This window comes from Oceanimonas sp. CAM02 (genome assembly GCF_032842915.1).
In the GTDB taxonomy this organism is placed as follows: Bacteria; Pseudomonadota; Gammaproteobacteria; order Enterobacterales; family Aeromonadaceae; genus Oceanimonas; species Oceanimonas smirnovii.
This window is the reverse complement of the sequence record NZ_JAWJBK010000005.1, coordinates 1-18,897: the sequence shown is the minus strand read 5'-3', so window position 1 is coordinate 18,897 and position 18,897 is coordinate 1. Positions and strand designations below refer to the sequence as shown.

Below are 18,897 nucleotides of genomic sequence, written 5' to 3'. Positions count from 1 at the left end.
TTAAGTCTATGTCGTCGTTTTGTTGCCATAACTGCAAGGTATCCGTGACAGGGTTCTTGCTCTGAAAAGAGCGAATGGCGCTGCTTACGTTTGCCGGTACCTCGTTTATTGTGCTGGTCACGGCTCATAACGTCTTGCCGCACTATGGTGAACAGCTATACAACCAGCATTCGTTTAATGTAACCGTCAGGGCCGGCTATCTGCAACGAGAGAACAACCATGAAAATACCCCCTCTGCCATTTAATGAGTTGCAGCGGCTGCAGGCGCTGCTGGATACCGGTTTGCTGGATACACCGGCAGAAGCCCGTTTTGACCGGCTTACCGGCATGGCACAGCGATTATTCAGGGTAGATATCGCTCTGGTCTCTCTGGTGGATGACAGCCGGCAGTGGTTCAAGTCTGCTCAGGGGCTGGGTGTGTGTGAAACCGGCAGAGATATTTCCTTCTGTGGCCATGCCATTCTGGATAACAGTGTACTGGTGGTAAGTAATGCCCTGGAAGATGAACGCTTTGCCGATAATCCGCTGGTCACCGGCGAGCCACACATACGCTTTTATGCCGGCGCGCCACTGCATACTGAAGATGGCTACCGTATTGGCACGCTGTGCGTGATTGATAGCCAGCCCCGGCAATTTGATGTGCAGCAGCAGAGCCTGCTGCGGGAACTGGCTGACTGTGTAGAAGAGCTGCTGGGCTATCAGCGGCAGGAGCGGTTACGTAACAGTCTGGCAGAGAGTGAGTACAGAGCACAGATGCTGATTGAGGCCGCTAACATCGGTACCTGGCAGTGTGAGCTCAAAACAGGCCGCTGCCATTTTAACGAAAACTGGGCGGGCATGCTGGGTTATCAGCTTAGCGAGCTGGGTAACACCAGCCTGGCTACCTGGCAGAGCCTGGTGCACCCGGAAGACCTGGTCATGGCCGAAACCATGCTTGACCGGCATATCAAGGGGCTGGAACCGGTATATGAATGCCGGGTAAGAATGCGTCATAAATCGGGTCACTGGATTTGGGTGCACACACAGGGCCGGCGGTTAAATGGCGAGTTTGATACACGGCCCGATGTGATTTACGGCACTCATATTGATATCAGCCATGAGCGTGAAACACTGGAGCAGCTGGAGCGGCGTAATCAGGCGCTGACGCTGCTCAACCAGATGGCATTTAAGCTGGAAGGCACCGTGCATGAACGTATTACGCAGGCACTGGCTCTGGGTAAGGAGTTTTTGCAGCTGGACCAGGGCATTGCCAGCGAGATTATCGGTAATGTCTATGTGGTGCGCTGGGTGTCGGCCCCGGTGGAGGCGGGCATAGCACCCGGGCTGAAATTTGAAGTGGCACAGACGTATTGCCGGCTGATGCTGGAGCAAAGGGGTGTGCTGGCCATTGACCATATGGGTCAGTCGCACTATGCCGACGCCGACTGCTACCGGGCCATGGGGCTGGAAGCTTACATTGCCACCCGGCTGATGGTGGACGGTGAGCTGTGCGGTACGCTCAACTTTTCTTCCGTCACGCCGCGAGTCCGGCCGTTTGATGACACCGACCGTATGTTCCTGTCATTGATGGCACACTGGCTTGGCGACTTGCTGGGCCGGCAGCGACATCAGGAGCGGCTGAACAAGCTGGCCAACCAGCTGCCGGGCATGATTTATCAGTATCGCCGCTGGCCTGACGGCCACAGTGCTTTTCCCTACAGCAGTGCCGGTATTGAGCATATTTACCGGGTATCTCCCGAGGTGGTGCGGGAAGACGCCGGCATTATTTTTGATCGCATTTATGCTGATGATCTGCCAAAAGTCGTTCGCAGCATCACCCGCTCCGAGCAGGCACTGTCGGAATGGCACGCCCAATATCGCGTATTGCAGCATGATGGCAGCACTCATTGGGTAGAAAATCGGGCTCGGCCTGAGCGTCTGGAAGACGGCAGCACCATCTGGCATGGCTATCTCACTAATATTGAGCACGAGAAGCAGGCAGAGCTGGCGCTGGCCGCCAGCGAGCAACGGCTGCGCGGGCTGTTTGAGCTGTCTTTCATCGGCATTACGTTAAGTGATGCCGGCAGCGGCGATATTCTGGATGCTAATCCGGCTTTTCTGGAGGCCACCGGCTACAGCAAGGCCGAACTGCAGCAAATGCCGCTGACGGCACTGACGCCAGCGGAGCATGCCGCTGCCGATCAGCAGGCCCGGCAGCAGCTGCAGGCACAGGGGCGCAGCACCGCTTTTGAAAAAGAGCTGCAGCGGCGCGACGGCAGCCGTTTTCCGGTGCGCCAGCAAGCTATGTTGTTGCAGGATGCCAGTGGCCGTTCACTGTGCTGGACCCTGACCGAAGATATTACCGAGCTGAAAAAGGTGGCGCAGCTGCAAAAGGAATTTGTGTCTGTGGTCAGTCACGAACTGCGCACTCCGCTGACAGCCATTACCGGATCGCTCGGGTTGCTGGCACAGGGGGCCATGGGCGAGCTGACTCCGCAGATCAGCAAACTGATAACAGTGGCCTACAACAACAGCCGGCGGCTTAATCTGCTGATTAACGATCTGCTGGATATGGAAAAGCTGGTGGCGGGCAAAATGCATTTTGAGCTGCAGCCAGTGGCTTTGGTGGCGCTGGTGCATGACGCGCTGGAAAGTCATAAACCTCTGGGCCAGAGCCGGGGGGTGCAACTGGTATTTACCACTCCGGCGCAAGAGGTGACCGTACTGGCAGACAGAGACAGACTGTTTCAGGCTCTGGCTAATTTACTGTCTAATGCAGTGAAGTTTTCTCCGGATGGTGGTGAGGTAAGTATTGATATCATACCGGCGGGTCATGAGCGGGTTTGTTTGCGAGTGCAGGACCAGGGCGAAGGTGTGCCGGAAGCGTTTAAGCCGCGTATTTTTGAAAAATTTGCTCAGGCTGACAGCTCCGACACCCGCAAAAAAGGCGGCACCGGCCTGGGCCTGGCCATTACCCGTGAGCTGATGCAGCGGATGGACGGCGACGTTGGGTTTGACTCAACGGAAGGCGAAGGTGCCTGCTTCTGGCTGGAAATCCCCGTAACACAAAGCTTTAAGCCGTAAGCTGTAAGTGGCAGACAACGTCGATGCTGCTCGAAGCAGCAGTGGGGATTGCCAAAGCCGACCGTCAAATGTCAGGGATGACATTTGCCGAGCGTCCCATGGATGGGCTCGAAGCGTGTCGGCGGAGCGCAACCGCACTGATGCTTCGCATTACGTTGTATTAGGAGGCTTAAAGCTTCCGGCTGCTTTTAGACGGACGCCACTTCCTCGGCGGTCAGGTGCCGCCATTCCCCTTCGGCGAGGGCGTCGTCGAGCTTGATATCGCCGATTTGCAGCCGGTGCAGGGCGGTGACCCGGTTGCCAACGGCGGCGAACATGCGCTTTACCTGATGGTATTTGCCTTCCTGTATGGTCAGCAGCACTTGGGTGGGCGAGATGATTTCAAGGGTGGCAGGCAGGGTTGCCTTGTCTTCACCGTGCAGCAGCAGGCCTTCGGCAAAGCGTGCAGCAGCATCGGCGGCCAGGGGCTCGGCCAGCTCTGCCCGGTAGGTTTTGTGGCAGGCCCGTTTGGGCGAGCGCAGCCGGTGAGACCACTGGCCGTCATCGGTCAGCAGCAGCAGGCCGGTGGTGTCCAGGTCCAGCCGGCCGGCGCATTGCAGGCCTGAGGTCAGCTCAGGGGGCAGCAGCTGCAGCACACAGGGGTGTACCTCGTCCTGAGTGGCGCTGATATAGCCCTCAGGCTTGTGCAGCATAAGGTAGCGGGGCGGCTGCAGACTCAGCAGGCGGCCATCCAGGTGCACCTGCTGAGCGTCGATTTTAATATCGCCCTTTTTAACCAGCTCGCCGTTCACCGTGACCTCGCCCCGGGCCAGCGCCTTTTTGGCTAAAGAGCGGGTCAGACCGGTGGCCTCACACAAAAAGCGATCCAGGCGCATCAGGCGGGTTCTTCTTCAGTGGTGGTGTCATCATCCTGCGTCAGCCACTCGGTGAGCACTTCCTTGGCCTGATCCACGCCCAGCCCCTTGAGCGAGCTGAAGGCTTCAACCCGAATGCTGCCACCAAAGATGGCAACGGCTTCGCGCACTCTGAGCACTTCTGCCTTGCGGGCACCGGATTTCAGCTTGTCGCACTTGGTCAGCAGCGCCAGTACCGGCAGCTCGCAGTCGCTGGCCCATTGCAGCAGCTGCTGATCGATGTCTTTCAGCGGATGGCGAATATCCATCAGCACCACCAGCCCCTTGAGGCTGTCCCGTTGCTGCAGATATTCCGACAGCGCCTCCTGCCATTTCAGCTTCATTTCTTCCGGCACCTTGGCGTAGCCGTAGCCGGGCAGGTCGATCAGGCGCTTGCCCTCGCTCAGCTCAAACACGTTGATCAGCTGAGTGCGGCCGGGGGTTTTACTGGTGCGGGCCAGTGATTTGTGCTGGGTGATTGTGTTTAAAGCAGAGGATTTGCCGGCATTAGAGCGGCCGGCAAAGGCAATCTCCACACCGGTGTCTTCCGGCATCTGCCGTATGTTGGGTGCGCTGGTAACAAAGCGGACGGCATTAAAGTTTATCTTGTTGTTGTTCAATGTGAATTCCCCGAGGTTATGACGTCGCCCTGATTACTTTCCGGCAAAATTGTGTAGAATAGTGCGGTTTTTTGAATCGCATTGTAACATGCCCTTGCAGGTATGTGATCTGGAAGCTCTAACAACGAGAAGTCGGAACGTCATGAAAAAAATTGTTTTCACGCTAGCCTTAATGCTCGGAGTGGCCGGTACCGCACAGGCCCAGGGCGATGTCGAAGCCGGAAAGGCCAAATCCGCCACCTGTGTTGCCTGCCATGGCAGCGACGGTAACAGCCCGACCGACATGTATCCGAAAATTGCCGGACAGCACGCCTCTTACCTCGAGAAGCAGCTGGCCGAGTTCAAGGCTGCCGCCACTGGTGGCACCGGTCGTGCCAACGCCATCATGGGTGGCATGGCCATGCCGCTGTCCGAGCAGGACATGGCCGATCTGGCCGCCTATTATGCGACTCAGGCCATTACGCCGGTACCGGTTGCAGAAGAGGTGGTTGAGCGTGGTTCTGCCCTGTATCAGGGTGGTGACATCGAGCGCGGCATTACTGCCTGTATTGCCTGCCACGGTCCCCGCGGCGAAGGCCTGGAGTCTGCCAAATTCCCCAGCCTGAGCGGCCAGCACCCGGCTTACATCAAGTCTCAGCTGGAAATGTTCCGCAGCGGCGAACGCAATAACGATCCGAACGGCATGATGCGCGATATCGCCACCAAGCTGACCGACGACGATATTGCTGTGCTGTCCCAGTATGTGGCTGGTCTGCACTGATTGATGACGGGGGCCGGACGGCCCCTCACTTTTCTGGTTTGTTGATGTCTGCTCCTTCCCCTGCCTTTTGCTGCCCGCTTTGCGCCGCCTCCAGTCACAGTTTGTTTTATCAGGATCACCGAGCCTATTACCAATGCGCCCGCTGCCGGCTGATTTTTGTGGAGCCCGCCGCCCGGCTGACTCAAAATGCAGAAAAGGCCGAGTATGATCTGCATCAGAATGATGCTCAGGATACCGGTTACCGGCGCTTTTTAAGCCGGCTGGCCAGTCCGCTGATGGCCCGCCTGGCCGCGGGCAGCGCAGGGCTGGATTTTGGCTGTGGGCCCGGACCGGCGCTGGCCGCCATGTTTAATGAGGCAGGCTTTACGGTCAGCACCTATGACCCTTACTATGCGGATTACCCTGAACGGTTGCAGCAGCAGTATGATTTTGTAACCTGTACCGAGGCAATCGAGCATTTTTATCACCCCGGGCGGGAATGGCAGCGCTTGCTGACCATGCTTAAACCGGGTGGCTGGCTGGGAGTAATGACCAAGCTGGCCCGGGACCAGGCGGCCTTTGCCACCTGGCATTATAAACAGGATCCCACCCATGTCTGCTTTTTCAGCCGCGACACCTTTATGTGGCTGGCAGCACGGGACGGGCTCGGCATCGAATTTATCGGTGCCGATGTCATTCTTCTGCACAAACCGGAGTCGTTATGACACGTATCAAGAAGGCCCGTACTCCGGGTCGTATCGGTGCCCGCAAGGAAAACCGCGAAACCGCCGAGCAGAGCAGGGAGCGCAAGCGCAAGGCCAAACGTAAAGGCCTGGCCCCGGGCTCCCGCCATAATGTGGAAGGCGGCAAGCAGGGCGGCAACCATCAGAAATCCGCTCAGGATCCGCGCCTGGGCTCCCGCAAGCCGGTGGCACTGGTGCAGGAAGATAACCAGCAGCAACAGGCGGCAGTGGCCCGTGCCAAGCCGGTGGCCAGGCCTGAACTCAGCCCCGAGCAGGAGCTGGAGCAGCTGGAAAATGACGAGCGGCTCAACACCCTGCTCGACAGAGTGGAAGAAGGCGACAAGCTCAGCAAGGAAGACAAAAGCTGGCTAGACCGTACCCTGGCCCGCCATCAGCAGCTGCTGGAGCAGCTCGGCCTGCTGGATGAAGAGGAAGAAGACGACGGCGAGCCCGGCGATGACCTCTGGGATCGCTTTATGGACGCCGAGCTTGATCCTGCTCAATATCGCAAAGAGGAAGACAAGTCATGATCTCACCCTGGCTGATTGCCGCCCTCGCGGGCGGCGTCATCATAGTGGGGCTGGCCGTATATGCAGGCAGTTTGCTGGCGCGCTTGCGCCAGCAAACTCAATTCCGGCAGCAGGCCATTGCCAAACGCAACGACCGCATTCTGGAAAGTGTGCGAGTGATTGCCAAGGCGGTAAAAGAAGACCAGTGCAACCTGTCGGAAGGGGCCATTCGTCTGACCAACCTGCTGAATGCCCTGCAGTTTGACCAGCCCAAAAGCTTTGCCGAGGACTATCCCGGCCTCTACGATCTCTATGACAGAGTGAAAGAGCTGCCGACCCACGAGGCCCGCAAGCAACTCAAACGCAATGAGCGCATGCGCCAGGATCTGCAGCGAGCCGGCCATGAAGGCGAGCTGGAAGCCACCATAAAAATTGAGGTCGAGCGCCTGGCAACGATGGAACTGCCTGGTCGCTGACCGGGGAGGAGACAATGTCAATCATCGAGTGGGATCAGGCCCTCATCGAAAAATATAATTACTCGGGGCCGCGGTATACTTCCTATCCTACCGCCCTCGAGTTTAACAGTGACTTTGGCATGGCCGAGTTCGACGCCGCTGCCGCCCGCTACCCAGAGCGTCCGCTGTCGCTTTATGTGCATATTCCGTTCTGCCACAAGCTTTGTTACTACTGTGGCTGCAACAAGGTCATTACCCGTCATCAGGGCAAGGCCGATATCTATCTGGACTATCTGGAGCGGGAAATCGAGGCCATGGCACCGCGTTTTGCCAGCCGCACTGTGACCCAGCTGCACTGGGGCGGTGGCACCCCCACGTTTCTCACTGCACCGCAAATTCAGCGGCTGAACGGCCTGCTGCGCCGGCACTTTCACTTTGCTAATGAAGGCGAGTTCAGTATTGAAATTGACCCCCGCCGTATTGAGCTGGAGCTGCTCGATGTGCTCAAGGCGGAAGGCTTTAACCGCATCAGCCTGGGCGTGCAGGACTTTAATAAAGACGTGCAAAAGGTGGTGAACCGGGAGCAGGACAACGACTTTATCAAGGCGCTGGTGGCCCGGGCCAATGAGCTGGGGCTGGAGTCCACCAATCTGGATTTGATCTACGGCCTGCCGTTGCAGACCAAGGAAAGTTTTCATCATACCCTGGAGCAGGTGGTGGCCATGCAGCCGGCACGGTTGTCGGTATTCAACTATGCCCACCTGCCCAGCCGTTTCTCTGCCCAGCGCAAACTGAAAGACGAAGATATGCCGGCACCGGCGGTAAAGCTTTCTATGCTGCAGGACAGCATTCGCTATCTTACCGGGCAGGGCTATCAGTTTATCGGCATGGATCACTTTGCCCTGCCCGACGACAGCCTGGCGGTGGCTCAGCGCCACGGCAAGCTGCACCGCAACTTTCAGGGCTATACCACTCAGGGTGAATGTGATCTGCTGGGGCTGGGAGTCTCCTCCATCAGCATGATCGGCGATGCCTACTCCCAGAACCTCAAGGATCTGAAAGAGTATTACGCTCAGCTTGATGAACTGGGTCATGCCCAGAGTGTTGGCTATGCCCTGAACCAGGATGACTGCCTGCGCCGTGATCTGATCAAGACCTTAATCTGTAACTTCGAGCTGGAATTCGCGCCCCTTGAGGCGCAATACGGCATCATCTTCAATGACTATTTCGCCGAGGATTTCGAGCTGCTGCAGACCTTTGTGGACGACGGTCTGGTGGTACGTGAAGCCGGTCGCATCAGCGTGACCCCCAAAGGCCGGCTGCTGATCCGCAACATCTGCATGTGCTTTGACGTGCACTTGCGCAAGCAGGCCCGCCGCCAGCAGTTCTCGCGAGTGATTTAACCAAAAAAGAAAGCTGTAAGCGATCAGCTTTAAGCTGTAAGTAAAACTAAATAATTCTGGGCCGTGCGCACATATTGCAAACGGCCCGGGTTGCTTATAGCTGACAGCTTATGGCTGTGTTTTAAGCAGCAGCGCGGCTCTTTCTTGCGAGCTGATAAAGGCCATATTAAGGGCATTCTCCTGGCATTGGCGGCGTTGCTGCGAGGTGAGACCGGCGGCGCTGGCAGCGCTGTGGTATTCGTGGCGCAGCTCTATGCCTTCCACTGCCGGGTCGTCCGTGTTCAGGCAAACCGGAATGCCTTTTTCCAGAAAACGGTGAATGGGGTGATGAGCGAGATCAGACACTGTGCTGGTCTGCAGGTTGGACGTCAGGCAAGACTCAATGCCGATGTGGTGCTTTGCCAGATAATCGAGCAGCGCCTCGTCTTCCACTGCCCGCACGCCGTGACCAATGCGCACCGCGCCCAGCTCCCGCACCGCCTGCCAGACGCTGGCGCTGCCGGCGGCCTCACCGGCGTGCACGGTCACGGCCAGGCCGGCGTCCCGCACTCGGTTAAAATGCTCGGTAAACAGCTCTCCGGGAAAACCGCCTTCGTCGCCGGCCAGATCCATGGCCACCAGTTTGCCGGCGTGAGCCAGACAGGCATTCAGCTCCTGCTCGCAGGCGGCTTTGCCAAAGGTGCGGCTCATAATGCCAATGAGTTTTACCGGCACGCCAACATCCCGGCTGCCGGCCGCCACGCCGTCACATACCGCTTCCACCACCCCTTGAGGATCAAGGCCATGGTTCATGGCCATATAACCCGGGCTGAAGCGCAGCTCGGCATAGTCGATGCCGGCGCTGAGCAAATCTTCCACATTTTCATAAGCCACCCGGCGGCAGGCATCGTAGTTGCCCAGCACCTTTACGCCCCAGTCGAGCTTGGCCAGAAACGACAATAAATCCGGCGTGTTGCCCTGTACTTGCACATGGGGCAGCAGCTCGCTCAGCGTATTGCCGGGCAGGCTCAGATCAAAGGCCCGGCCCAGCTCCAGTATGGTGGCCGGACGAATATTACCGTCTAGATGACGATGTAAATCGATAAGCGGCAGGCTGGGGTCGATCATAAAAACTCCTGTGTAAGAATGACACCGTAAAGCTTACTCCTTTGTCGCCGATTCTTCCGGCTGCAGCTCTTTCAGCTTGCGGGTCAGGGTGTTGCGGCCCCAGCCCAGCAGGCGGGCGGCTTCCTGTTTGTGGCCGCCGCTTCGGGCCAGAGCGCAGTCGAGTAAAATACGCTCAAACTCCGGCATGGCTTCTGCCAGCAGATCCTTGCGCCCCTGAGCCAGCTCATGGGTCGCCCAGTATTTCAGGGCCTGCCGCCAGTCTGTGGGTTGAGTTGTGGCTTTGGGTGCCGGCCCGGCTTCCTGTTTCATCAGTTCCGGTGGCAGATCCGACACCAGCACCTCCTGGCCCGATGCCATCACCGTCAGCCAGCGACACACGTTTTCCAGCTGGCGCACATTGCCGGGCCAGGGCAGTTGCTGCAGCAGGCGTTGCGTATCGGCATGCAGGGTTTTGGCATCGACCCCCAGCTCTGCCGCCGCCAGCCCAAGAAAATGTCTGGCCAGCCGGGGAATATCTTCCCGCCGCTCTTTCAGGGCCGGCATATGCACGCGGATCACGTTCAGGCGGTGAAACAGGTCTTCCCGAAAGTCGCCGCCGGCGACCTTTCTTTCCAGATCCTGATGAGTGGCGGCAATAATGCGCACATCCACCTTGATAGGCTGATGGCCTCCTACCCGGTAAAACTGGCCGTCGGCCAGCACCCGCAGCAGCCGGGTCTGAATATCCAGCGGCATATCGCCAATTTCATCCAGAAACAGGGTGCCGCCGTCGGCCTGCTCAAAACGGCCCCGGCGCACGTTGTTGGCACCGGTAAAGGCCCCCTTTTCATGGCCGAACAGTTCCGATTCGATCAAGTCTTTTGGAATGGCCGCCATGTTCAGGGCAATAAAGGGCTGGGTCGCTCTGGGGCTGTGCTTGTGCAGGGCATGGGCCACCAGCTCCTTGCCGGTGCCGCTCTGGCCGTTAATCAATACCGAAATGGAAGAGCGGGCCAGCCGGCCAATGGCGCGAAACACTTCCTGCATGGCCGGCGCTTCACCAATAATTTCCGGGGTGCGCACCGCCTCTGCCTGACCGGTGGGCAGCTTGTGCCGGCTTTCCTTTACAAAGGCCACGGCCCGCTGCACCAGGGCTACGGCGTCGTCAATATCAAAGGGCTTGGGCAAATACTCAAAGGCACCACGCTGATAGGCATTAACCGCGCTGTCGAGATCCGAATGGGCGGTCATGATAATCACCGGCAGGCCGGGCACGCGCTGATGAATGGCTCCCAGCAACGTCAGGCCATCCATGCCGCCCATGCGAATATCGGAAATCACCACCTCGGGGTGAGCGCTGCTCAGGGCGTCGAGCACGCTTTCACCGTCTTCAAAGCTGCGGCTCTCAAAGCCGGCCTGAGCCAGTGCCCGCTCCAGTACCCAGCGAATGGAGCTGTCGTCGTCCACGACCCAAATCATGTCAGCCATAAAAGTGCTCCTATCGTGATAGTGGCAGATAAATAATAAATTCGGTATGTCCGGGCCGGCTCTGGCACTCAATACGGCCCTGGTGCTGGTGGATCAGCTCCTGAGCAATGGACAGCCCAAGGCCGGTGCCGCCTTCCTTGCCGGTGACCATGGGGTAGAACAAAGTGTCTTGCAGGGCGGCAGGAATGCCCGGGCCGTCATCGATAATGCGTATTTCAGCGGCCAGCCGGTAGCGCTTGCCCTGCAGCATCACCTGAAAGGCGGTGCGGGTGCGCAGGGTAATGTGGCCATGATCCCCCAGTGCATCAACGGCGTTGCGCACCATATTCAGCAGCGCCTGTTGCAGTTGCTCGGGGTCGGCTTCAAGGTCGGGAATGCTGGGGTCATAATCCCGCACCAGACTGATGCCCGGGGCCATGTCCATGCTGACCAGCCGGCGCACCTGCTCCAGCACCGAATGCAGGTTAATCACTTCCCGCTTGCCCGGCCGCTGCGGGCCCAGCAGCCGGTCTACCAGGTTACGCAGCCGATCGGCCTGGGCAATGATCAGATGAGTGAATTCCTTCAGCTCTTCCTTTTCCAGCTCCCGCTCCAGCAGCTGGGCGGCACCGCGCAGGCCGCCCAGCGGATTCTTTATCTCGTGAGCCAGGCCCCGCACCAGCTCCCGGGCAGCCTGCTGCTGCGCCCGCTGCTGCAATTCCTGGCTGATTTTCTTTTGCTGGTCGATGAGCCGCAGCTCCATCAACGCCAGAATACGCCGGTTCAGGGTAAAGGCGGTCACGCTCACATCCACCCAGCGGGGCAGGCCGTCAATCACGATTTGTACTTCACTGTTGGTAAAGCTCTGCTCCAGCTCAATGCAACGCTGAATACGGCGCATATCGAGGGAGATATCTTCCACCAGCTGATCCAGCCGGGCGTCTTTCAGCCGGCGTTTGCTCAGGGTCAGCAGCTGCTCGGCGGCGGTGTTGGCAAAGTGCACCACCAGATCGCCGTCTACCACCAGCACCGCAGTCAGCTGGCTGTCGATAATGGTCTGAATGTTGATCGGGTTGTTCACAGGCTGTCCTTGGTGAATGCGAGCGCACCAACTTAGTGCAAGCAGTGTAACCCATGGGGCCAGGGTTGCCACAAAATGGTGCAATCAGACCGGCTTTTCAGCCTCGTTGATAAAACTCTGCAAAAAGCTTGCCCGACCTCTCTGATGATGATTGTATCAATTGATAGCATGAATATAATTAGCTAGCTAACTAATTTGGAGTGCACCATGAAAACATTGGGTATGGCCCTGTCCGGTCTGGTTCGCCAGTGGCGGCTGATCAATGATGAGCGGCTCAAGCCCCTTGGGCTGACCCAGAGCCGCTGGATCACCCTGACTCATCTGCAGCAGGAAGACGGCATTCAGCAGCACCGGCTGGCCCGCAGTGTGGGCGTGGAAAGCCCGTCGCTGGTGCGCACCCTGGACGGGCTGGAACAGCTGGGGCTGGTGGAGCGCCGGCCCTGTGTCAACGACAGACGCGGCAAAACCGTGCATTTAACGCCGGTAGTCACCCCCTTGTTAACGGAAATGGATGCTGTACTGGACCATACTCGACAGCAGGTGCTGGAGGGGCTGAGCGAGGCCGAGCTGGCGGAGCTGGAGCGCATGGTGTGCCATATCAGTGCCAATCTGCGAAAAATAAACCAACAACTGAACGCGAAACAGGAGACCGAATGAGCGCGGAGCAAAGTTTTAACCGCTGGGTGCGTATCGCGCTGGTCACCTTTGGCGTGCTGCTGGTGTATTTTGTGCTGATCGATAACTTCGCTCCCATCACTCCCCAGGCGCAGGCGCACAGACCCGTGCTGTCGGTGGCACCCAGAGTAGCGGGACAGGTGGAGCGGGTAGCGGTCAGTAATAACCAGCAGGTGAACGCCGGTGATCTGCTGTTTACCCTGGACGACACCGATTATCAGCTGGCGCTGGATCGGGCGGCATTGCAGCAACAGCTGGCCAGTGCCGACAGAGAGCGGCAGCAGGCGGCCATGGCCAGCATAAAGGCAGAGACTGAACAGGCCCGGCTGCGGGCCGAGGAACTCTCCCGCGAGGCCAGTCGTCTGGAGCGGCTGCATCGGCTGGGGCATATGTCGGTGCAGCAGGCGGAGCAGGCCCGTAATCAGGCACAGCAGGCCAGCAGTGCGCTGCAGGCGGTACAGGCGCGGCAGCAGGAAGCCAGACAGGCGCTGGCGGCCGCCGAACTGGCTCACAAGCAGGCCAACAATGCCCATGAGCAGGCCCGGCTGGCGCTGCAGCGCACTCGGGTCAAGGCAGAAATGGCCGGTCGTATCGGTAATCTGCAATTGCAGGAAGGCGTACAGGCTCAGGCCGGCCAGCCGCTGCTGGCGCTGATTTCCAACGAATTGACGGTGCTTGCCGACCTGCGGGAAAAAACCCTGCGTCATGTGACTGCCGGCACCAAAGCCGGGGTGGTGTTTGATGCCCTGCCCGGACAAATTTTTGATGCCCATGTCAGCAGCATCGACAGCGGCGTGCGTCATGGTCAGCAGCAGGCCGACGGCCAGCTGGTGCAACCGGAAAACTCCGACCGTTGGGTGCGCGATGCCCAGCGCCTGCGGGTGCATATTGCCCTGGACGAGCCGGTGCCGGGCCTGGCCACCGGTGCCCGGGCCACGGTGCAGTTGTTTCCCGAGTCGGGCAGCTGGCTGCATGGTCTTGGCTGGGTGCAGCTGTGGCTGGTCAGTCAGTTCCGTTATCTGTATTAAGCGCCATGACCTTTACCGACGATAAACTCAGGGGCTGTTTACGCGTTGCTCTTGGCAGCACCGTGGGCATGCTGATTGCCAAGATAACCGACTCCCAGATGGGGGTGTTTTTTACCGTTTATCCCATGCTGCTGCTGGGCATGGTGCCGGTATTCAACCGCTTTGTGGTGCTGCAGTTTATCGGCTCGTCTGTGCTTACCTCGCTGGAGGTGATGCTGCTGCCGGGTCTGCTGGGGCACTGGCCACCGGTTTATACCCTGGTGGTGTTTATGCTGTTTTTATGGCGCTTTTATCTGATGGCCAAAGGACCGCTGATGCTGTTTGGTGCCAGCGGCTGTGTCAGCCTCAGCATTATGCTGCACTTTGCCAGCTACCCGCAGTTTCATCTGGCCGATATGGCCGCCAGCAATATAGCGGCGTCCTGTTTGTCGGTGGCGGTGGCGGCCCTGCTCTATGCCCTGCTGCCAAACCGTGAGCCGCCGGTGGCCCGGGCACTGCCGGAAAAAAGCGACAATGTGCTGCGCCATCAGGCCCTGCTGGGCGCCATAGTGGCCACCTTCAGTTTTGTGGTGTTTCAGATGGTGGATCTGGTGGACTCGCTGTCGGCTCAGGCGGCCACAGTGCTGGTGTTGTTTCCCATGAGCTATGCCGGTGCCGTGGTCTCGGGCCGGGCCCGCTGCATTGGCACCCTGCTGGGCTGCTCGGCGGGCCTGTTGTTTCAGCTGGTGCTGTATGACCATTACCACAACCTGTTGCTGCTGGGGTTGGCGTTCTGGATTTGCGCCATGGTGTTTGCCCGGCTGCATGCTAGGGAGGCCATGCCCGGCATCGGCTTTGCCGGCCTGACCACGGTGGGCATTCTGTTCGGCCAGTATGTCTCGCCGGAGCATGATCTGGTGTTCAGCGCCCTCTATCGCATGAGCTCAATGACGATCGCCATTCTGGTGACCCTGTGCTGCGTCTATCTGGTGCATAAACTGCTTAATCTGTTTCCGTCTACCCGGCATCAGGTTCTTTGAAATTTGTGCACAGCGAAGCAGCAGCGCGGTTGCACTCCGCCGACACGCTTCGAGCCCATCCATGGGGCGCTCGGCAAATGTCATCCATGACATTTGACGGTCGGCTTCGATAATCCCCGCTGCTGCTTCGGGCAATATCGGCGTGCCCTGCAAGCCGGAAGTAAAAACAAAAAAGCCCGGTTTCCCGGGCTTTTCACTTCCAGCTTTTCGCTTTCAGCTATTCAGTTAAACGGAGTAGTACAGGTCAAACTCCAGCGGGTGTACCGCCATATTGATGGTCTCGGTTTCCACGCGCTTGTGCTTGATGTAGGCATCGATGAACTCGTCGGAGAAGACGCCGCCGCGGGTCAGGAATTCGCGATCCTGATCCAGGTTGTCCAGGGCGTTGTCCAGCGAGGTGGCCACGGTCGGGATCTCGGCAGCTTCTTCGGCGGGCAGGTCGTACAGATCCTTGTCCATGGCATCGCCCGGGTGGATCTTGTTCTGAATACCGTCCAGGCCGGCCATCAGCAGAGCCGCGAAGCACAGGTAGGGGTTGGCGGCCGGATCCGGGAAGCGGGTCTCGATGCGACGGGCCTTGGGTGAGCCCACCAGCGGAATCCGAATGGACGCAGAGCGGTTGCGGGCGGAGTAGGCCAGCATCACCGGGGCTTCAAAGCCGGGCACCAGACGACGATAGGAGTTGGTGGCCGGGTTGGTGATGGCGTTCAGGGCGCGGGCGTGCTTGATAATGCCGCCGATATAGTACAGCGCCATTTCCGACAGGCCGCCGTACAGATCACCGGCAAACAGGTTTTCGCCGTTTTTGCCCAGAGACTGGTGCACATGCATGCCGGAGCCGTTATCACCTACCAGTGGCTTGGGCATAAAGGTGGCGGTCTTGTTAAAGGCGTGAGCCACGTTATGCACTACGTATTTGTAGATCTGAATTTCGTCGGCTTTTTTGGTCAGGGTGTTGAATTTGCAGGCAATTTCGTTCTGGCCGGCGGTAGCCACCTCGTGGTGGTGCGCTTCCACTACCAGACCCATTTCTTCCATTACCAGACACATGGCAGAGCGAATGTCGTGGGAAGAGTCGATGGGAGCTACCGGGAAATAACCGCCTTTTACGCCGGGGCGGTGGCCCTTGTTGCCTTCGGCATAATCACGGCCTGAGTTCCACTTGGCTTCGGAGTCGTCCACCTTGAAAAAGCTGCCGGCCATGTCGGTATGAAAACGCACGTCGTCGAACATGAAGAATTCCGGCTCCGGGCCAATCAGCACGGTATCGGCAATGCCGGTAGACACCAGATATTCCTCGGCGCGGCGGGCAATGGAGCGGGGATCACGGTCGTAGCCCTGCATGGTGGCAGGCTCGAGCACGTCACAGCGAATATTGAGGGTGGCATCTTCGGTGAAGGGGTCCATCACGGCAGTAGACGGATCCGGCATCAGCACCATGTCTGACTCGTGAATGGTCTTCCATGCGGTCATGGATGAGCCGTCAAACATCTTGCCTTCTTCAAAGAAGTCATCGTTTACCTGGCTTACCGGCAGGCTGATGTGCTGCTCTTTGCCTTTGATATCGGTAAAGCGCATATCGATGAATTTGACATCGTGTTCCTTGATCATGTCCATTACGGATTCAATTGACATGGGTTTCGACCTCCAAAAATTAACATCCAGGGTCTGATGAACAAATTCATCAGTTGTGATTTCTTAAGCCAGAACCGTGCCATCTTGCTAAGCTTTTGTAATTTAAGCATTAAATATTACGGTTCTGTATTCTTCATCTTTCGCATTGCACCAATTTGGTGCGTTAGTGAGTCTTTTTAGTGCGATCTTATCCGGCTGCGCCATTCTGGTGCAGCCAGACGTCTTTCATCTTGCTGCATAATACCATTCATGGAGAAAACAAGGATCGTTTCGGGTCTGCTTTGTCGGCACGTCAGCGCACCCCATGTATGAAAAATGAGAAAAGCGTATATTGAAGCGGCTAAAGCGTGTACAATTTGCAGCCCTTTTTTATTTGGGTCCGCTGCAGTTATTGGCGCCGGACACCTTCAGAGAGCGGCTGCACCGCCTGTGCCCGCCTCAAAATATGCGAGCGAAAGAACTTAATGTCAGCTGAAATCAATAATCTGAGAAACATTGCCATTATCGCGCACGTTGACCACGGTAAAACCACCCTGGTCGACAAGCTGCTGCAGCAGTCCGGCACCCTGGAAAGCCGTGGCGAAGCCGAAGAGCGCGTGATGGACTCCAACGATATCGAGCGCGAGCGCGGTATTACCATTCTGGCCAAAAACACCGCCATTCGCTGGACTTCTCCGGATGGTCAGGAATATCGCATCAATATCGTGGATACTCCCGGACACGCCGATTTTGGCGGCGAAGTAGAGCGGGTAATGTCCATGGTAGACTCTGTGCTGCTGCTGGTAGACGCGCAGGAAGGCCCCATGCCGCAAACCCGCTTTGTAACTCAAAAGGCGTTTGCTCAGGGTCTCAAGCCCATCGTTATCATTAACAAGGTAGACAAGCCCGGTGCCCGTCCTGACTGGGTAATGGATCAGGTATTTGATCTGTTCGACAACCTGGGTGCTACTGATGATCAGCTCGACTTTCAGGTAGTGTACGCCTCCGGCCTGAATGGCTGGGCTTCGCTCGACGCCGATGAGCGCACCGAAGACATGACCACCCTGTTCCAGACCATAGTGGATCAGGTGCCGGTACCCGACGCGGATCCGGAAGGCTCCCTGCAGATGCAGATCTCCCAGCTCGACTACTCCTCCTACGTGGGTGTTATCGGCGTGGGCCGCATCAAGCGCGGTACCGTCAAGGTCAACCAGCAGGTGACCGTGATCGGTGCCGATGGCAAAACCCGCAACGGTAAAGTGGGCCAGGTAATGGGTTATCTGGGCCTGCAGCGTCACGATGTGACCGAAGCCTCTGCCGGCGACATAGTGGCCATTACCGGTCTGGGTGAGCTGAAAATCTCCGATACCGTCTGTGCTGCCGGTGCGGTAGAAGCCCTGCCGCCGCTGTCGGTAGATGAGCCCACCGTGACCATGACCTTCCAGGTGAATACTTCACCTTTTGCCGGTCAGGACGGCAAGTTTGTGACGTCACGTAATATTCTGGAGCGTCTGACCCAGGAGCTGGTGCACAACGTGGCCCTGCGGGTAGAAGAAACCGGCGATCCCGACAAGTTCCGCGTGTCCGGCCGGGGTGAGCTGCATCTGGGCATTCTGATCGAGAACATGCGTCGTGAAGGCTTTGAGCTGGCGGTATCCCGCCCTGAAGTAATTCTGAAAGAAGAAAACGGCGAGTTGCTTGAACCCTTTGAAACCCTGACCGTAGACATTGAAGAAGACAGCCAGGGCTCCATTATGGAGAAACTGGGTGAGCGCAAGGCCGAAATGACCGACATGGTGCCGGATGGCAAGGGTCGCGTGCGCATCGACTTTATGATTCCGGCCCGGGGCCTGATCGGCTTTCAGACCGAGTTTATGACCCTGACCTCCGGCTCCGGCCTGATGTATCACACCTTTGACCATTATGGTCCGCATAAGGGTGGTAACATTGGTCAGCGCAACAACGGTGTACTGATCTCCAATGGCAAGGGCAAGGCGCTGGCTTATGCGCTGTTCAACCTGCAGGAGCGTGGCCGTCTGTTTATCGAGCATGCCACCGAAGTGTATGAAGGCATGATCATCGGCATTCATAACCGCTCCAACGACCTGACTGTAAACTGCCTCAAGGGCAAGCAGCTGACCAACATTCGTGCCGCCGGCACCGATGAGGCGCTGACCCTGGTGCCGCCGATCAAAATGACCCTGGAGCAGGCACTGGAATTTATCGACGACGACGAGCTGGTAGAGGTTACTCCCAACCATATTCGTATTCGTAAGCGTCTGCTGACCGAAAACGAGCGTAAGCGCGCCGGCCGCGGCTGATAAGACTTCAGTGAACATACAAGAGGACGCTTCGGCGTCCTTTTTTTGTTTGCCCAGCGAAGCTGGCAAACCCGTCAGGTTGAAAGAAACCTGAATCACCCTGACTGAGGGGAAGATAATCCGAATGGCAAGGGCGCTGCGGGCCAACGGCAGGGTCTGAAGGAAGCCATAGGAAGTCAGA

17 protein-coding genes are annotated in these 18,897 nt (G+C 57.9%); 11 read left to right on the top strand and 6 right to left on the bottom strand.

Annotated features, from left to right (window positions below):
* The first annotated feature begins 74 nt into the window (after nucleotides 1-74).
* Together R0I78_RS01595 and R0I78_RS01590 are read left to right on the top strand one after the other, a co-directional pair.
* Nucleotides 75-245: a hypothetical protein gene (locus R0I78_RS01595; protein WP_019934671.1), complete on the top strand. Its 171-nt coding sequence runs from the start codon at nucleotides 75-77 to the stop codon at nucleotides 243-245.
* Entirely contained in the window at nucleotides 220-3,063 is a 2,844-nt protein-coding gene (locus R0I78_RS01590; RefSeq protein WP_317074062.1) for a PAS domain-containing protein, read from the top strand. Before R0I78_RS01595 ends, R0I78_RS01590 begins: the two co-directional genes overlap by 26 nt.
* A 188-nt stretch (nucleotides 3,064-3,251) precedes the next feature.
* Here R0I78_RS01590 and rsuA read toward each other — a convergent pair whose 3' ends face one another.
* Both rsuA and yihA read right to left on the bottom strand, forming a co-directional pair.
* Nucleotides 3,252-3,938: a 16S rRNA pseudouridine(516) synthase RsuA gene (gene rsuA / locus R0I78_RS01585; RefSeq protein ID WP_317074061.1), complete on the bottom strand. Its 687-nt coding sequence runs from the start codon at nucleotides 3,936-3,938 to the stop codon at nucleotides 3,252-3,254.
* Nucleotides 3,938-4,510 carry a ribosome biogenesis GTP-binding protein YihA/YsxC gene (yihA, locus tag R0I78_RS01580; protein ID WP_410506563.1) on the bottom strand — a complete coding sequence of 191 codons (573 nt, stop codon included), beginning with the start codon at nucleotides 4,508-4,510 and terminating at the stop codon, nucleotides 3,938-3,940. The genes rsuA and yihA overlap by 1 nt, the downstream gene beginning before the upstream one ends.
* A gap of 208 nt (nucleotides 4,511-4,718) precedes the next feature.
* Here yihA and R0I78_RS01575 point away from each other — a divergent pair, with 208 nt between their 5' ends.
* Genes R0I78_RS01575 through hemN form a run of 5 tightly spaced genes read left to right on the top strand, consistent with a single transcriptional unit; the run spans nucleotide 4,719 to nucleotide 8,425 of the window.
* Nucleotides 4,719-5,336: a c-type cytochrome gene (locus R0I78_RS01575; RefSeq protein ID WP_026344787.1), complete on the top strand. Its 618-nt coding sequence runs from the start codon at nucleotides 4,719-4,721 to the stop codon at nucleotides 5,334-5,336.
* A 44-nt stretch (nucleotides 5,337-5,380) separates the two neighbouring features.
* A complete protein-coding gene (locus R0I78_RS01570; RefSeq protein WP_317074059.1) occupies nucleotides 5,381-6,040 on the top strand; it encodes a class I SAM-dependent methyltransferase in 660 nt (219 codons plus the stop codon).
* Complete coding sequence (gene yihI, locus R0I78_RS01565) at nucleotides 6,037-6,588, top strand: Der GTPase-activating protein YihI (protein ID WP_317074058.1); 552 nt, start codon at nucleotides 6,037-6,039, stop codon at nucleotides 6,586-6,588. The genes R0I78_RS01570 and yihI overlap by 4 nt, the downstream gene beginning before the upstream one ends.
* Complete coding sequence (locus R0I78_RS01560; RefSeq protein ID WP_317074057.1) at nucleotides 6,585-7,043, top strand: DUF2489 domain-containing protein; 459 nt, start codon at nucleotides 6,585-6,587, stop codon at nucleotides 7,041-7,043. The genes yihI and R0I78_RS01560 overlap by 4 nt, the downstream gene beginning before the upstream one ends.
* A 14-nt stretch (nucleotides 7,044-7,057) precedes the next feature.
* Nucleotides 7,058-8,425 (top strand): oxygen-independent coproporphyrinogen III oxidase, encoded by a 1,368-nt coding sequence (gene hemN, locus R0I78_RS01555; RefSeq protein ID WP_317074056.1) that lies wholly within the window; start codon nucleotides 7,058-7,060, stop codon nucleotides 8,423-8,425.
* Between the two features lie 108 nt (nucleotides 8,426-8,533).
* Here hemN and add read toward each other — a convergent pair whose 3' ends face one another.
* Genes add through glnL form a run of 3 tightly spaced genes read right to left on the bottom strand, consistent with a single transcriptional unit; the run spans nucleotide 8,534 to nucleotide 12,059 of the window.
* Complete coding sequence (gene add / locus R0I78_RS01550) at nucleotides 8,534-9,532, bottom strand: adenosine deaminase (RefSeq protein ID WP_317074055.1); 999 nt, start codon at nucleotides 9,530-9,532, stop codon at nucleotides 8,534-8,536.
* A gap of 33 nt (nucleotides 9,533-9,565) precedes the next feature.
* On the bottom strand, nucleotides 9,566-10,999 hold the full coding sequence (gene glnG / locus R0I78_RS01545; protein ID WP_317074054.1) for a nitrogen regulation protein NR(I): 1,434 nt from the start codon (nucleotides 10,997-10,999) through the stop codon (nucleotides 9,566-9,568).
* A gap of 10 nt (nucleotides 11,000-11,009) precedes the next feature.
* A complete protein-coding gene (glnL, locus tag R0I78_RS01540) occupies nucleotides 11,010-12,059 on the bottom strand; it encodes a nitrogen regulation protein NR(II) (protein ID WP_317074053.1) in 1,050 nt (349 codons plus the stop codon).
* 207 nt (nucleotides 12,060-12,266) lie between these two features.
* Between glnL and slyA the strand changes: the two genes are divergently transcribed.
* Genes slyA through R0I78_RS01525 form a run of 3 tightly spaced genes read left to right on the top strand, consistent with a single transcriptional unit; the run spans nucleotide 12,267 to nucleotide 14,781 of the window.
* A complete protein-coding gene (slyA, locus tag R0I78_RS01535; RefSeq protein WP_317074052.1) occupies nucleotides 12,267-12,716 on the top strand; it encodes a transcriptional regulator SlyA in 450 nt (149 codons plus the stop codon).
* A complete protein-coding gene (locus R0I78_RS01530; protein WP_317074051.1) occupies nucleotides 12,713-13,762 on the top strand; it encodes an HlyD family secretion protein in 1,050 nt (349 codons plus the stop codon). Before slyA ends, R0I78_RS01530 begins: the two co-directional genes overlap by 4 nt.
* Nucleotides 13,763-13,767: 5 nt before the next feature.
* On the top strand, nucleotides 13,768-14,781 hold the full coding sequence (locus R0I78_RS01525) for a DUF2955 domain-containing protein (protein ID WP_317074098.1): 1,014 nt from the start codon (nucleotides 13,768-13,770) through the stop codon (nucleotides 14,779-14,781).
* Nucleotides 14,782-15,006: 225 nt separating this feature from the next.
* On the opposite strand, the gene glnA is transcribed toward R0I78_RS01525, so the two are convergent.
* Nucleotides 15,007-16,410 (bottom strand): glutamate--ammonia ligase, encoded by a 1,404-nt coding sequence (glnA, locus tag R0I78_RS01520; protein WP_317074097.1) that lies wholly within the window; start codon nucleotides 16,408-16,410, stop codon nucleotides 15,007-15,009.
* Between the two features lie 470 nt (nucleotides 16,411-16,880).
* Here glnA and typA point away from each other — a divergent pair, with 470 nt between their 5' ends.
* Entirely contained in the window at nucleotides 16,881-18,716 is a 1,836-nt protein-coding gene (gene typA, locus R0I78_RS01515) for a translational GTPase TypA (RefSeq protein ID WP_019934698.1), read from the top strand.
* Nucleotides 18,717-18,897: the final 181 nt, after the last annotated feature.